The sequence below is a fragment of the Pseudomonas sp. 1 R 17 genome (assembly GCF_900067035.1).
Classification (GTDB): domain Bacteria; phylum Pseudomonadota; class Gammaproteobacteria; order Pseudomonadales; family Pseudomonadaceae; genus Aquipseudomonas; species Aquipseudomonas marginalis.
In genome coordinates this window covers 132,235-147,581 of sequence record NZ_FKLB01000065.1, presented here as the reverse complement: position 1 = coordinate 147,581, position 15,347 = coordinate 132,235, and the positions used below count along the sequence as shown (strand labels likewise).

12 protein-coding genes are annotated in these 15,347 nt (G+C 61.2%); 3 read left to right on the top strand and 9 right to left on the bottom strand.

Annotated elements, in window-relative coordinates:
* The 3 genes from BFP99_RS27840 to BFP99_RS27830 form a co-directional block, all read right to left on the bottom strand.
* On the bottom strand, positions 1–645 hold a 645-nt coding region (locus tag BFP99_RS27840; protein ID WP_218064743.1), incomplete at its 3' end, for a N,N-dimethylformamidase beta subunit family domain-containing protein.
* Entirely contained in the window at positions 642–1,991 is a 1,350-nt protein-coding gene (locus tag BFP99_RS27835; RefSeq protein WP_065948723.1) for an MFS transporter, read from the bottom strand. The genes BFP99_RS27835 and BFP99_RS27840, both read right to left, overlap by 4 nt.
* 49 nt (positions 1,992–2,040) lie before the next feature.
* Positions 2,041–3,291 carry an MFS transporter gene (locus BFP99_RS27830; protein ID WP_065927672.1) on the bottom strand — a complete coding sequence of 417 codons (1,251 nt, stop codon included), beginning with the start codon at positions 3,289–3,291 and terminating at the stop codon, positions 2,041–2,043.
* A gap of 102 nt (positions 3,292–3,393) precedes the next feature.
* On the opposite strand from BFP99_RS27830, the gene BFP99_RS27825 reads away from it, so the two are divergent.
* On the top strand, positions 3,394–4,362 hold the full coding sequence (locus BFP99_RS27825) for an AraC family transcriptional regulator (protein WP_065927673.1): 969 nt from the start codon (positions 3,394–3,396) through the stop codon (positions 4,360–4,362).
* Between the two features lie 37 nt (positions 4,363–4,399).
* Here BFP99_RS27825 and BFP99_RS27820 read toward each other — a convergent pair whose 3' ends face one another.
* From BFP99_RS27820 to BFP99_RS27800, 5 genes are all read right to left on the bottom strand, one after another.
* Positions 4,400–5,161, bottom strand: a complete 762-nt coding sequence (locus tag BFP99_RS27820; protein WP_065948722.1) for an SDR family oxidoreductase — start codon at positions 5,159–5,161, stop codon at positions 4,400–4,402.
* Between the two features lie 29 nt (positions 5,162–5,190).
* Positions 5,191–6,018 carry a DMT family transporter gene (locus BFP99_RS27815; protein ID WP_065927675.1) on the bottom strand — a complete coding sequence of 276 codons (828 nt, stop codon included), beginning with the start codon at positions 6,016–6,018 and terminating at the stop codon, positions 5,191–5,193.
* Between the two features lie 74 nt (positions 6,019–6,092).
* The gene (gcvA, locus tag BFP99_RS27810; RefSeq protein WP_065927676.1) at positions 6,093–6,998 is read right to left on the bottom strand and encodes a transcriptional regulator GcvA; all 906 of its coding nucleotides are present in this window, start codon (positions 6,996–6,998) and stop codon (positions 6,093–6,095) included.
* 180 nt (positions 6,999–7,178) lie between these two features.
* Complete coding sequence (locus BFP99_RS27805; protein ID WP_065948721.1) at positions 7,179–10,268, bottom strand: efflux RND transporter permease subunit; 3,090 nt, start codon at positions 10,266–10,268, stop codon at positions 7,179–7,181.
* The gene (locus tag BFP99_RS27800) at positions 10,265–11,374 is read right to left on the bottom strand and encodes an efflux RND transporter periplasmic adaptor subunit (RefSeq protein WP_065927678.1); all 1,110 of its coding nucleotides are present in this window, start codon (positions 11,372–11,374) and stop codon (positions 10,265–10,267) included. Before BFP99_RS27800 ends, BFP99_RS27805 begins: the two co-directional genes overlap by 4 nt.
* A gap of 300 nt (positions 11,375–11,674) precedes the next feature.
* Here BFP99_RS27800 and BFP99_RS27795 point away from each other — a divergent pair, with 300 nt between their 5' ends.
* Together BFP99_RS27795 and BFP99_RS27790 are read left to right on the top strand one after the other, a co-directional pair.
* A complete protein-coding gene (locus tag BFP99_RS27795) occupies positions 11,675–13,132 on the top strand; it encodes an efflux transporter outer membrane subunit (protein ID WP_065948720.1) in 1,458 nt (485 codons plus the stop codon).
* Positions 13,133–13,171: 39 nt separating this feature from the next.
* On the top strand, positions 13,172–13,957 hold the full coding sequence (locus BFP99_RS27790; RefSeq protein ID WP_065948719.1) for an SDR family NAD(P)-dependent oxidoreductase: 786 nt from the start codon (positions 13,172–13,174) through the stop codon (positions 13,955–13,957).
* Positions 13,958–14,028: 71 nt separating this feature from the next.
* Here the strand turns inward: BFP99_RS27790 and BFP99_RS27785 are convergent, their stop codons facing one another.
* Positions 14,029–15,300 carry an OmpP1/FadL family transporter gene (locus BFP99_RS27785; RefSeq protein WP_065948729.1) on the bottom strand — a complete coding sequence of 424 codons (1,272 nt, stop codon included), beginning with the start codon at positions 15,298–15,300 and terminating at the stop codon, positions 14,029–14,031.
* Positions 15,301–15,347: the final 47 nt, after the last annotated feature.

Sequence of the window (15,347 nt, the reverse complement as noted above, 5' to 3'; positions counted from 1 at the left end):
GACGCAACGTGGCGCGTCGGCCGGCAGCCACACCTGCCCTCGCGCCCAGGGGCGCTGTGCCGACAGCAACGGTGAGCGGCCACGTGGCGTGCCGGGATGAACGCCAAAGTAATGATTGGCTCCGCCCCAGTCGTTATAAGCAGCCCACGTCGAGGTGGCCGCAACGAGCACCAAGGCATCGGCACGCTTGCGCAGCGCCTTGACGATAAACAGATGATGCCCGAGGACGCTGTCGTCGCCGTCCCGCACTTCCACTATGTAGCCACCCTGCTCGGCATCCGCCGGAATTGACCATTGCATGAAGACAGGCCATTGGCAGCCATGCTCATAGGCACGTTCGGGTATGGGGTGGAATCGAGCCTCAAGGCTGTCGGTGGTATGCAGCGTGCGGGCGATGGCGCCATCACGATAGATCCGCAGCCGCACGTGCGGGCGGTTCGACGACAGATACAGGCAAACCGAATCACCCGGGCTATAGGCGCGGCGGTCCGAATAGCACCAAGCGGCCGCCGGGCCCGACTCGCAAGGGACTTCGACCCAGGTCTCGCGTGCGGCCTGACGTGGGCCCGAAGTCTGGCTGACGGTCACGTTGGCGCCCGGGCGTTCGCCTCGCGCAGCGGCGTTTTTGAGGTCTGTGGAATTCATTGAGTCGTACTCCTTTGATCGGCTGATTCTGCAGCTCGACCAGCCAATGTATTTACGCTGACTCGAGCGCCAGGCGCCTTGATGTGCGCAAGGTCGATGCCCGCTGTTTCGTCGATAAGAAACCCTGCCAGGACGGTGACAACGCCCAACCCGATCACATAGCTGACGTACAGATAGCCAAGGTCGGCGCCGCTGAGATAGTTGTGTAGATAAGGGGCGGTGCCGCCAAAGATCGCCACTGAAACCGACGAGACCAAACCGACGCCCTGGGCCCGTGCCTGGGTCGGCACCTGCTCGGACAGCACAGCAGGGAAAATCGCCGCGATCAGCGACCAGGCGCCCAGCCCCAGCACCTGGGCCAGGAACAGCGTCCAGGGTTCAGTGGTCACCATTATCGAAAGGGGATAGGTCAGCACGATCACGCCCAGGCCCCAGGCAATAACCATGGGCCGGCGCCCTACCCGATCGGACACCATCCCGCAGACCGGCAACCAGCACACACAGAGGAGCTGCGCGAGCAGACTGGCCACATAGGCACCCGTGGCGTCCATGCCCCGGGCAATCGCCGTCGAAGCGCCAAACGTGACCCACGCGTAGTAAGTGACATTGGCGGCCGCAGCAAGCATGACGATGTTGCGCGCCACCCGTAGCATCTCCCCCCTGGACAGCTTGCGCGGCGGCCGCGCTTGCCCTTGCTGCTCTACGAACACATGAGATTCCTGCGCACCGCGGCGCAAAAACAGCGCGTAAATACCGAGCACTCCACCAATGGCGAAGCCGACCCGCCAGCCGTAGTCACCCATGGCCTGGGCACCCAGCAGCCAGGTCAGCGTCGCCGCCACGGCCGTTGCCGCCATCACCCCGAGCGTCACCCCCACGTAGACGGAACTTGACCATAGGCCACGGTGCTTGCTTGGGGCGATCTCGGCGACATAGGTGTAGGACACCCCTGTCTCGCCACCATGGGCGAGCCCCTGCATCAGCCGGAAAAACAGCAGCGCGCCCGACGCATACAGGCCAATGCTCTGGTAGTCAGGGATAAGCGCGATGCCCAGGCTGCTGATCGCAAGCAGCAGCATGGTGAGCACCATGATGGTCCGGCGCCCCACTCGGTCGCTCAGCCGGCCAAACAACCAGCCGCCGACAGGGCGTGCGACAAAGCCAACCGCAAACACCGCAAGGGTCGCGAGCATCGCCGAGCGCGCATCGGTCTTGTCGAACAGGTTGCTTGCCAGGTACACCGAAAAGGTGGCGTACAGGGTCCAGTCGAACCATTCGAGCGCATTGCCGATACCGGCTGCGCGCAACGATTTGAGGCGTCCTTGGTGAGACGTCGTATTGTTCATGGGGTATCTCCTGGTGACGAACGGGATCGAAGCGGTTTGGCAAACCGGATCAAAGGTGCAACGCGGGCTTGGGCTGACGTACGCCCTGGGCAGAAGGGACGCGGACACGCAGCGCAATCAGCAGCGCGGCCAGCAGCATCAGTACGGCCGCCGCTACGAATACGCCTGCGCTGCCACCGACGCTGAACACTGCACCGCCAGCGGCAGCGCCCGTGGCGATGGCCGACTGCACAGAGGCCACTACCATCCCTCCGGCACTTTCCGCCTGGTCAGGTACCGCGCTGGCGACCCAGTTCGACCACGCCACCGGCACACCACCAAAGGCCAAGCCCCAGACCGCCAGCAGTAGCGCCTGCCCCGGCACCGAGGCCGGCAACAGCACCAACGCCAGGGCTGCAACGCCGACCAGCGCCGGCATCAACACCAGCGTGGCCAGCGGGTGGCGCTCCAGCAGCCTGCCGGCCAACAGCGTGCCGGCGAAGTTCGCCACGCCAAAACCCAGCAACATCAACGACAGCCCCTGCGGGCCGATGCCAGTCGTCCCTTCAAGGAATGGCCGAACATAAGTGAACATCGCAAAGTGGCCGCTGTGCACCAGCACACAACCGAACATCCCCATGGCGATGCCCGGGCGCTGCAATACCTCGAGCACAGTGCGCAAACGTGCCGGCCGGCGCGGCGCCAGGCGCGGCAGCGTGAACGACTGGAAAGCCAGGGTCACCATGCCTACCGCCGCTGCGGCAAAGAACGCGCTGCGCCAGCCGTACAGCCCGCCAAGATAGCTGCCCAGCGGTACTGCAACGACCGTCCCGACGGCAATGCCACTGAAAATGATCGACAGCGCCCGGGGCAACAACGCACTCGGCACCAAGCGCATCGCCACCGCCGCCGCCATGCTCCAGAACCCGCCAAGGGCAATGCCCAGCAAGATGCGCATCACCAACAGCACCGCGAAGCTGGAGGAAACGGCGACCAACAGATTGGAGGCGACCATCAACGTGGAAAAACCCAGCAGCACCCAGCGTCGGTCGATGCCGCGGGTCAGGCCTGGCACCAGCAAGCCAGCGAACAGCGCAACCACCGCTGTCACCGTCACCGCCTGGCCAGCCAACGCTTCGGACACCCCCAGATCGTTAGCCATCAGCGTCAACAAACTGGCCGGAAGGTACTCAGCGGTCAGTAATCCGAATACGCCCATTGCCAACGAAAATACTGCCATCCACGCGGGCGTCGCAGGCTCTACGTCCGCACCGACGCCGGAATGGCGGTCGGATACGGTGTTACATACACAGTCAGTCATTGCACGGATCTCCCAATCTTCATGGCGAGCCGAAGTCTAGGCGCGGGAAGCTGGATGATCTATGATCAAAAATCTCTCCTTTTTGACTAAAACACCTGAATAATGCCAGCAGATCAATTTGCTCTTTCCTCGGACCTCATCAACGAGCTGTTGCGCGGCATGCGCCTGCGTGGCGTCGAATACCGGCGTATCCAGGCAGGTCCAACCTTTGGTTTGAGCTTCGCGGAAAAACCTGGGCACGCCTGGTTCCACTTCATTGCCGTGGGCAACGCAGTGCTGCGAATGGAGGACGGCAGCACCTACGCTTTATCTGCCGGCAACGCCGTGTTCATTTCCCACGGCGCGGCCCACCAACTGTTTTCCGATCCGGACGCACCTGTTCAAGACATCGACCGCCTGGACGGCGCGCCCTTAGGTGACACCGTCAGCGCGGTGGATACCGGAACCGATGCCAGCCCCACGCCGAGCACTATTTTGTTCAGTGGTTGCATGGAGTTCGAACTAGGCAGTATCCATGGCCTTGGCCGGCTGATGCCGGGACTGATGCTGATTGATGCCGGCGGCCAGCGTTACCCCGGACTGGTGCCGATCCTGACCACCATGGAGCGCGAGGTCAGCGCCGCGCGTATCGGCTTCGCCGGTATCCTCGCGCGGTTGGCCGACGTGGTGGCCGCCATGGTCGTTCGCGGGTGGGTGGAGTGCGCCTGCGGGAATGCCTCTGGCCTGGTCGCCGCCTTGCGCGATCCACGCTTGGCCGGTGCCCTGCTGGCGCTCCATCAACAACCGGGCCGCGACTGGACCGTTGCGCAGCTGGCCGAGCACTGCAATACCTCGCGTTCGGCCTTCGCGGACCGCTTTCAAGTGACGATTGGCATGACCCCGCTGCGCTACGTCACCGAACTGCGAATGCGGCTGGCAAGCCAGTGGCTGACGCTCGAAAGGCTGCCGATTGAAGAGGTGGCGCAGCGCTTGGGCTATACCTCCCAGGCCGCTTTCAGCCGCGCATTCAAGCGCATTACGGGCAAGACACCGGGTTTGAGTCGCAAAGTGAGGCCGCACGCTGTTACGTGAGGCCGAGCGCAGGTAGCCGATGATCCGAGCCTTTGACTCATTTACCCCCCGTTACGTCGAGGAATGTACCGGTAACGAAGGATGCCTCCGCGCTCGCCAGCCATAGAATCGCGCGCGCCACTTCCTCCGGCTGACCGCCCCGCCCCATGGGGATCGAATCCTTGACACGATCCACCCGCCCCGGCTCACCGCCGCTGGCGTGCATGTCGGTATAGATATGTCCGGGGCGAATACAGTTAACGCGTATGCCTTCCCGGGCCACCTCCTTGGCAAACCCGATGGTGAAAGTCTCCAGCGCGCCCTTTGACGCCGCATAGTCGACGTACTCATTGGGGCTGCCGAGGCGTGCCGAGGCCGAAGAGACATTGATCACCACCCCGCCTGGGCCGTTGTAGCGGTAAGACATGCGCTTAACCGCCTGCTGGGCACAGAGTATCGGCCCGATGGCATTGACCGCAAAGATGCGCTGCATCCGCTCGAAGCCGAGGGCCTCCAGGCGTGACTGAGGTGCGAGCATCCCGGCGTTATTGACCAGTACGTCGATGCGACCGAACGTGCGGTCGATGGCCGCGAACATATCGGCCACCTGTTGCGGGTCCGCACTGTCGGCCCGCATCGCCAACGCCCGGCGCCCCAATGCTTCTACATCCGCCACCACCGCCAGCGCTGCGGACTGGTTGGCAACGTAGCTGATCGCGACGTCATAACCTCTTTCGGCGGCCAGCCGGGCGGTTGCCGCCCCCACTCCACGACTTCCACCCGTGATTAGAATCAGCGGTGCCTGCGAGACATTGACCATTAAACATTGCTCCTGAGCCGTTGGCTGTATCAGCCGATGATGAGGGTGCCGCTGGCGATCACTACGCATGCCAGTATCCGGCGTGCGGTAAGCGTCTCGCCGAGGAACACATAGCCGATCAACGCCGCAAACAGCACGCTGGTTTCGCGCAATGCGGATACCGCGCCCAGTGGCGCTTCGTTCATGGCGTAAATGACCATTCCATAGGCGAGCAAAGAGACCAGCCCGCCGACCAACGCGGTCACTGTTCCAGGCCGGACGCGGAACAAGCTGCGGGTGTCGCGCAGGCCGATGTAGACCACCGGCATCAGCACGCCCCACAGCGCGCACATCCACACCGTGTAGGCAAGCGGCGCACCGGAGAGCCTGGCGCCGATGCCGTCGACCACGCTGTAGGCCGCGATAAAGCCGCCCGTTCCCAGCGCATAGGGCAGGCTGGGAACCGACAGACTGCGCCCTCTGAAGGCCAGCGAAATAATCCCGCCGGACACCAGCGCAATACCGAGCAACTCGCCAGGCGTGATGCTTTCCCCGGCAAACACGGCGGCACCCAAGGTGATCAGCACCGGCGACGATCCACGTGAAATCGGATAGATCTGCCCCAGGTCGCCGACGCGGTAGCTGCGCACCAGAAACAGGTTGTAGCCCACATGCAGCAACCCCGACAGCACCGCGTAGCCCCAGCTTTCAATCGCGGGGGGCACCATGAACGCTGCGGCGACGACACTGGCGATGGCGATGGCAATGCACATCACCGTCATGGACCACAGCCGGTCGGCGCCGCTACGCAGCAGCGCATTCCAGCTGGCATGCAGCAGCGCGGCGAAAAGCACGAGGAGGATGAGATGAGTAGGCATGCCCCACTGTAGGCAATCCGGCGCCGGGGCTAAAGCGAAGTCTCCTCAGCGCAGCATGAGCGGAAACTCATGACTCACTCATCCGGTCGCTGGACTTTCAGTGCCTCGCTGACCAGCCATTGGCGAAAGCTGGCGATGTGCGGCTGGGATTCGATGCCCTTGGGGCAGACGAAGTAGTAAGCAAGCGGCGATGGAAGCGGTACGTCGAACAGCCGCACCAAACGGCCATCGCTGATTTCGTTCTCAACATGCCCGCTGCGCACCAATGCAACGCCCTGGCCGAGCAAAGCCGCCTCGACCGTCATGTTGGTATCGCCAAACCTGACGCTTTCCTGGAGCGGCAAATAGGCCAACCCGACGGCTTGAAACCACACCTCCCACTTTGGCACCAACTCGGCGCCATCCCGAGTCAGGAGCGGGAAATGCAACAAGTCTGCCGGGCTTTGCGGTGTGCCAACGCGCCGCAGCAGTTCGGGACTGGCCACGGGAAATACCTGCTCCCCAAACAGGAACTCCGAATACAGGCCTGGGTAATTGCCCTTGCCGAGCCTGATCGCAACATCAGCCTGGCCGTGCGAGAAGTGGATGATTTTATCCGTGGTGTCCAGCGAGACCAGCAGCTCGGGGTGCTGGCGAGACAGACGCGGCAAGCGTGGCAGCAGCCATTTGAGCGCAAAGGAATAGGTGGTGCTGACGCTGAGCCGAACCCGGCCCTTTTGCTCGCGCAGGTCACCCAAAGTCGCCTCCAGGCTGATGAAAAACTCCCGCACGATGGGCGCCAGTGCAGCCCCCGCTGCCGTGAGGCGTAACGCCTTGCCACGTTCAAACAGCGGCAGCCCCCAAAGCGCCTCAAGGTGCTTGAGCTGGTGGCTGACCGCGCTTTGAGTCACATGCAGTTCCTGTGCGGCTGCAGTAAACGTCGGGTGGCGGGTGGCAACTTCAAAGGCGCGCAAGGTCGCGGTAGGCGGCAGGTCTCTCATCGGGGCAGGATCCAGCGAGTTATAGGAAAAGCGCATGCATGAACGTTAGCTCATGCAGTAGCTTACTTCACTGTAACCATTTGAATCCTCGTCCTGTTCAGTCCGCGCCTACAGAAGCAGCAGCTTTGGCGAATTGACCGACGAGAGGACACCGGCGCCCTCCCCTCGAACACCCCTTGCTCAGGTAGGTCGCACTGCTTGAGCCTTGCTCGCGTTGCCTGGGCGGATTTTGAACCAGATGGCGTACATCGCCGGCAGGAACACCAACGTCATGATGGTGCCGACCAAAGTACCGCCGATCAGTGTGTAGGCCAGCGTGCCCCAAAAAACAGAATGGGTCAGCGGGATGAATGCCAGGATGGCCGCCATCGCCGTCAGCAGTACCGGGCGGGCCCTCTGTACCGTGGCTTCGATGACGGCGTGAAAGGGATCCAGGCCTTCCTGGGCGTTGTGATGGATCTGCCCGATCAGAATCAGCGTGTTGCGCATCAGGATGCCCGACAGCGCGATCAACCCAACCAGGGCGTTGATACCAAACGGCTGATGAAACATCAGCAGCGTCGGCACCACGCCAATAAGTCCCAGCGGTGCGGTGAAAAACACCATGATCATTGCCGAGATCGAACGCACCTGGACGATGATGATCAGCAGCGTCAGTGCAATCATGATCGGAACCAGCGGCACTATCGCCTGGCCTGCCTTGCCCGACTCCTCGATTGCACCCGCTTGCTCGATCCGATAGCCGGCGGGGAGCGTGTCGATAATCGGCTGCAGTTGCTTGATGATCACACCCGATACATCAGGTGGTTGAAGGCCTTCGTCAATATCGCCACGCACGGTGATCGTCGGTGTACGGTCACGGCGCCTGAGGATCGGATCCTCCATACGCACATCCACCTCTCCGACCTGGGACAGCGGGATCCGCTGGCCCGCGGCGCCCACCAATGTAAACCCTTCAATCCGCGCAGGGTCCAGACGTATATCGCCTGCGGCGCGCCCAACCACCTGCACTGAACGAATGTCTTCACGAACCGACGTGATCGGCACGCCCGTCAGCAGGAATTGCAACTGCTGGGCGACGGCGCTGGAGGTCAGTCCAACCGCCTGCAAGCGATCCTGATCCAGGCTGAAATGCAGAGTCGGCGCCAGAGGGCCCCAGTCGCTGTTGACGGTCCTCATCAACGGACTCGCTTGCATGACCGCTTGTACACGACCCGCAATCTCGCGCAACTTCGTCGGGTCAGGCCCCATTACCCTGTAGGCGACGGGATAGGGTGAATACGGCCCAAACACAATTTGAGTCGCCCTGACACGGGCCTCTGGGGTGAGCCCGGCAGCGACCGCCTCGCGAAAACGCAGCTTGAGGGTTTCACGTGCCTCCTGGCTGGACGTCAGCACCACGATCTTGGCGAATGACGGATCCGGCAGTTCTGGCGCCATCGCCAGGAAGAAACGCGGCGCGCCCTGCCCGATATAGGCCGTGACGATTTTTGCCTCTTCCTGCTTTTGCAGCCAGGCCTCGACCTTTTTCGCAGTGGCACTGGTCTGCTCGATGGAGGTTCCGTAGGGCATTTGCACCTCGACCATCACCTCGGGACGGTCTGACGTCGGGAAGAACTGCTTCTTCACCAGGCCCATGCCCAGGACGGCCACGACAAACAGCGTGATAACCGTGCCAGCCACCAGCCACTTGAGTTCGATGACCCGGGTCAGGACCCGGCGGAAGCGGTTGTAGCGCGGGGTATTGTAGATAGCCGCATGCCCACCCTCTACCTGCTTGATGTCTGGCAGCAACTTCACGCCCAGGTAAGGGGTGAAAGCCACTGCGACAACCCAGGAAGCGATCAGAGCAATGCCCACGATCCAGAACATGTTGCTGGTGTACTCGCCGGCAGTGGACTGGGCGAAACCGTTTGGCATGAAGCCAACCGCTGTTACCAGTGTGCCAGAGAGCATCGGCGCGGCCGTATGACTCCAGGCATACGCGGAGGCTTTGATGCGGTCGTAGCCCTCCTCCATTTTCACTACCATCATTTCGATCGCGATGATCGCGTCATCTACCAGCAACCCGAGCGCCAGGATCAATGAACCGAGGGTAATACGGTCAAAGTTCTTTCCGGTGGCCGCCATCACCACAAACACGATCGCCAGTGTCAATGGCACGGCAGCTGCGACCACGACGCCTACACGCCAGCCCATGCTGAGAAAGCACACAAGCATCACCACGAGCAGCGCGACAAAAAACTTGACCATGAACTCGCCAACGGCCGAGTCGATGTTGACGGCTTGATCGGTCACCTTGGTCAGCGTCATGCCCAGTGGCATGCCTTCATTGATCTTGGTCGTCTCGGCGTCCAGCGCCTTGCCCAGGTCCAGGCCGTTCCAGCCTTCGCGCATGATGACCCCCAGCAGCAGGGCCTCTTCTCCGTTACTGCGCACCAGAAAGGTTGCCGGGTCTTCATAGCCACGTTCGACAGTGGCCACGTCGGAGAGCTTGAGCGTGCGCCCCTGAACCACAATCGGCGTGTCACGAATCTTCTCCAGCTTGTCCAAGGCGCCGTCCAGGCGGAGGAAGACTTGCGGCCCATTTGTTTCAATCGAACCGGCGGGCGTGAGCACGTTCTGATTATTCAGCGCGGCAAAGATGTCCTGAGGCGCAATGCCCAGGGTGGCCAACCGATCATGGGAGAACGAAACAAATATTCGCTCGGCCTGCTCACCGATGATGTTGACCTTCTTCACGCCCGGCACATGCAACAGTTGCTGGCGCAACGACTCAGCATCACGCACCAGCAGCCGCTGCGGCTCGCCTTTGGCTTTGAGGGCGAACAGCGCAAACGTCACGTCCGAATATTCGTCGTTGACCAAGGGCCCGATTACACCCGCCGGTAGCTTGGTGGCTTCGTCGTCGAGCTTTTTGCGTGCCTGATAAAACTCTTCCTGCACCTGTGAGGGTGGCGTGCGGTCCAACAACGACACCATGGTGAAAGCGAGACCGGGCCGCGTATAGGTTTCCGAGCGGTCGTACCATTTCAATTCCTGCAGGCGTTTTTCAAGTGGCTCTGCGACCTGGTCCTGCATTTCCTGCGCGGTAGCCCCCGGCCAGGCAGTAATGACCGTCAACTGCTTGACCGTAAACGGTGGATCCTCCGCACGCCCCAGCTGGAAGAACGCCAGGGTGCCCGCAACCGCGATCAGAAAGATCAGGAATACCGTAATGGATCGCTCACGAACGGCGATCGCAGAAATATTAAAGCGGCCTTCGCTCATGGATGACTCCCGGCAACATGGGCTTCATCCTGCCGGGGCACTCTCACGTCTTCTCCATCGCGCAGCAGATGGGCGCCTAACGCGACGATCTGCTCACCGACCTTGAGATCGCCTGCCACGCGTGCGGCATCGTCGCTCAATCCCAGCACCTGAACAGGACGCCAGCTCACCTTTGCCGGCGAGCCTGCGATCACCCACACACCGGTGCCATTGCCTGGGTCATAAAGGGCTGCGATGGGGACTTGCAGCACCTGCCCGTGCGCGGCGCCCTCTGCGATCCGCAGCGTGACCGTCGAGCCTATCGGGGCATTGGCCAGCGCGCCCTCAAGCACATACCGCGCCTCGAACGTGCGCGTCACTGGGTCGGCAGAATCAGAAAGCAGCCTGAGCTTCGCTGTAACAGCCCCTGCGGTACTGCCGTAAAGCGTCGCTTGCGCGGTGGATCCGGCTGCAGGACGCAACGTCTCGGGCAGATGCACGATGGCTTCGCGCTGGCCTGCGCGGGCCAGTCGAACCACGGGCTGCCCCGGGCTGACGACTTGCCCGGGCTCTGCGAGTGTTTCCACCACGACACCGTCGGAATCCGCAAATAACACCGCGTAGCCGGAAGCGTTACGGGCGACATCGGCCTGGGCTTGTGCGGCGCTGAGCTGCGCCTTTGCGCTATCCGCTGCGGCCTTGACCTGGTCGTAGGCCGATGCAGAAACAGCCCCTGCGGCGACGAGGTCGCGATATCGCGCCTCGTCATCGGCGGTCTGCCTGGCGCGGGCCCTGGCGGCGGTGACCGACTCTTGCTGTGCTCGCGCCTGCAACCCCAGGTCGATAGGGTCAAGGCGCATAAGCGGCTGACCGCGTTTAACGCTCTGGCCGGTATCGACCAGCCGCTCGAGGATCTTGCCGGAGACCCGAAAGCCAAGATCACCCTGCACGCGGGCCGCCACTACCCCCGTGAATGAACGTGACGTCTCTGAGGAACCCTCAACCGTTCCGGGCCTTACCAGAGGAGCCTGCGTGCGCGGATCGTCAATGTTGGATGAGTCACCACACGCCGTCAGGACGAGAGGCAGCAAGCAGGCTGCAAGGGGGATGGGGCGGAGCCGGAGCATAGGTTCCCTTATTGAATAGAAAGAACAGGGATCGTATATTCAGACAGGTGACTATTATTGTCAATGGTCACCCTCGAGATCTCAAATAACGCAGAGGGATGCGCTCCCCCGCAACGCAATCGCTCATGCCCCCCTTGAAACAAGACCCGACGAATGCAGGACTGCATATTCCAAAGGAGCACATGACGGAGATGAACGATATTTTTCAGTCATGCCTGAATTTAGCCCAGAGGCCTCAATTGACAGGGAGTGACCATACAGTACTATGGTCACCAACAATGTTCGATTCAAGGAATCTCAATGCACGCCCTCCGCCCCGCTGCTTTTTTGATCAGCGCCAGCTTGATGACAGGTTGTGCGGTCGGTCCGGACTATCGCCGTCCGGACACCCCGCTCCCGGACCGTTACCTGGGCCAGCCTTCTGTCGAGCAGAGACCAGGGGCGACGCCTGCCAGCCTCGTCATCTGGTGGGAGGGCTTCGGTGATCCACTGCTCGCCGACTTCGTCGCCAAGGCGCTTGAACAGAACCTCGATCTGGCCCAGGCCCAGGCACGAGTCGCGCAGGCGCGGGCAGGACTAGGCGCCGCCAATGCCGCTTTATGGCCCTCGGGAAACATCAGCGGCCAGGCCGCCCGCGCCTACCAATCAGTCGAGACGCCACTCGGCCAGGTGCTGAACTCAACCCCTGGCTATGATCGCTATGGCAGTTCCTACGAGGCCGACCTCAATGCCAGCTGGGAAGTGGATGTCTTTGGCGGCCTGCGACGCGGACGCGAGGCGGCACTGGCCGAGTACCAAGCGTCCGAGGCTGGCGCCGCAGCCACGCGATTGGCCATCGCTGCACAGACTGCGGATATCTACATCACTGTCCGCGGACTGCAGGCTCGGCTGGACATCGCGAATCGACAAGTCAAAACCCAGCAGGGGCTGCTGGAGAAAGTCCAATTGCTCTACAGCAAGGGACTTGCCGCCAGCCATGAGGTTCGTCAGACCGAGGGGGCTTTAGCACAGGTCCAAGCCACCGTACCGGTCCTGCAGACCGGTCTGGATGCGGCCATGAATTCACTCGATGTCATGCTCGGCACGCCACCCGGTACTCATCGCACGCAACTTGCCATGGTCGCAAGCATTCCGGCAGCGCCGCAGTTAAAGGCCATGGGAACGCCAGCCGACTTACTGCGCCGCAGGCCTGACCTCATAGTGGCCGAGCGCCGCCTTGCCGCCTCAAACGCACGCATCGGAGAGGCGATTGCCGAGTACTACCCGAAGTTCTCTCTGAGCGCATTACTGGGGAGTGCAACGGCTGTATCGGCAGGCAATCTTTTTTCCGGCGGCGCCAGTCAATCGTCGGGCGTACTCGGACTGCGCTGGCGACTCTTCGACTTTGGCCGCATCAACGCCCAAATCGACCAAGCCAAGGGACAGGAAGCCGAATCCCTGGCCGCTTACCGTCAGTCTGTGCTGCGCGCCACCGAGGATGTCGAGAACGCGCTCTCCTCACTGGTGAATCGGGACGCCCAAGCGACCACCCTCGTTGGAGGCGAGACGTCTCTGACGCAAGCGCGCCAATCGTCGTTCACTGCTTATGAGAAAGGCACGGCCAGCTTGATTGACGTTCTGCACGCTGACGAGACCCTGCTTCAGGCTTCCGACGCTCGGGCGCAGGCACAAACCGAATCGGCACGCGCGGCAGTCGCCGCGTTCAAGGCGCTGGGCGGCGGCTGGCAGCCCTCGGATGGCCGACTGACGAGCCGATGACACGGGTGGTTTTCGAGATTCAAACAAGGGGTATGCAAGATGACAGTGAGAGAAAATTCATGGGTGCTCATTACTGGAGCCTCCAGCGGATTCGGCAAGGAATTTGCCCGACAGTACGCCGCAAAAGGGAAATCGCTGATTCTGGTAGCCCGCAGGCTGAACGAGCTTGAAGCACTCGCGGACGAATTGCGTAGTCGTTTCGACGTCGACGTGATGGTGCAGCGAGCAGATCTTTCATCAATAAATGTGATTATCGATCTGCATCGGCGCCTGCGTGACAGCAATACGGTGGTCGATGTCCTGATCAACAATGCGGGTTACGGCTTGCAGGGAGCATTCCTGGATGAGCCCCTGGAAAGCTCCCTGGCGATGATCGACCTGGACGTCGCCAGCCTGACCGCCATCACTCGTCTGTTTGCAGAGGATATGCGGGCCAGGCGCAAGGGGCATATCTTGATGACTGCCAGCTTGCTGTCCTACCAGGGCGTGAAGAATTTTGCGGTTTACTCTGCCGCCAAGGCTTACGTACTCAGATTCTCCGACGCCCTGCATCGTGAGCTCAAACAAGACGGTGTGGTGGTCACAGCGCTTTGTCCAGGCATGTCGGATACCGGGTTTGCAGCAAGTGCCAAACAAAAGATAACACCGGTCTTGAAGAGGGTCATGATGCAACCCGAGCCTGTAGTGCGTGCAGGGATACAAGCGTTGCACGCAGGCCGCATGAGCGTCGTGCCGGGCTTTGGCAACAAGGCTATTGCGGTCTTGACCTGGGCCACACCCCGTCGACTTCACCAGGGCCTGATGTCACGCGTAATGGGTGTTTGAGCGGGCCAGGCAATGCCTCCGACGACGGATACCTGATCCACTAGGTATCCGCTCTCAGGCCACGCAGTGAGTCAGAATCGATAGCTGACAGAAGTCCCCAAACCGCTCGCGCTATTTTTATACTTCGAGCTATAGGCGCCTCTTGAGGCGGATACGTCATTGACCTGTACGCTTTCCTCCCATAGGTAGGAATACGCCACATCGATCGTGACATTCTCTGCCGGCGTCCACCCTGCCCCGACACTGATGACTTTCCGGTCACCGGTAGGGATTCGCGGCCCACGGTTGACGTTGTTGGCGGGGGACTGGTCAACCGATAAGCCGGCGCGAAGAACCCACTGATTGTTCAGCTTATACGCCGTGCCGATAGCGTGCGCCCACGTGTCGTGCCAGTTCTGCTCCTCGGTGATGCGACTCAGTGTTCCGCTCAACGCCGCAGGCAAACCACTGTTTTCGAACACCAACTCCTTGAAGCGACTCCAGCGCGTCCACGTACTGCCCAGGTAGAGCGTCCAGTCACTGTTGAGTTGATGAGTCACGGAAAAATCGACTGATTCCGGGGTGTCCACATCCAAGGAAGCGTCATAGCTCGTACCGCTTACACCCAGCACACTGAAGATGCCGTCGGTGAGCTTGGTCTTGGCATCCAACTGGTAGCTGACCTTGGAGTGATAGGTCAGACCCAACCGAGTTCGATCTGTCGCTTGCACTAGAATACCCGCGTTAAACCCAAGCGCCGTGTCATCGCCGGTGCTTTTGAGTTTTCCGTCATTGCGGCCCGGGCTGAGTGGATTGAGCACCATCCCGGAAAGCTCACCACTGATACGGTTGATGGTCGGTCCGAAACCGATCGAGACCTTGTCGTTGAACGCATAGCTGATGGTGGGCTGAAACGTAAGGGTCGTGACCTCACTTTTGTTGGCGTAGTAGCGGCCGGCGAACCCACTGCCATAATCGGTCATTAGCCCAAACGGCACATAGAAACCCACACCGAACGCCCAGTGCTCATCGATGGGTTTGACGTAGTAACCCATGGGCACTGTGGTGGTCGGCACCATGTCCCCGTCCTCCTGCCCCCCGAATGTGCTGCGCGTCTGGCTTATATTGGCCTTTGCGAAAAGCGTTGCCGCCCCGACGCTGGCCTGCTCTTTTTTCAAGCGAGACATACCGGCCGGATTACCGAAGACGGTACTCGCGTCTTCTGCAGATGAAGAACGGCCGGCAAATCCGGAGCCCATCCCACTGATGCTTTGTTCATTGAGAGCGAAACCGCTCGCGAACAATTGAGTCGACGAGAGGGCAACAGCAAGGCCAAGCGGGGTCCTGCACAGTATTTTTTTCATTATTAGGACTCGATAGATCATCGGGATAAAGCGGTAGAGAGCGTCAC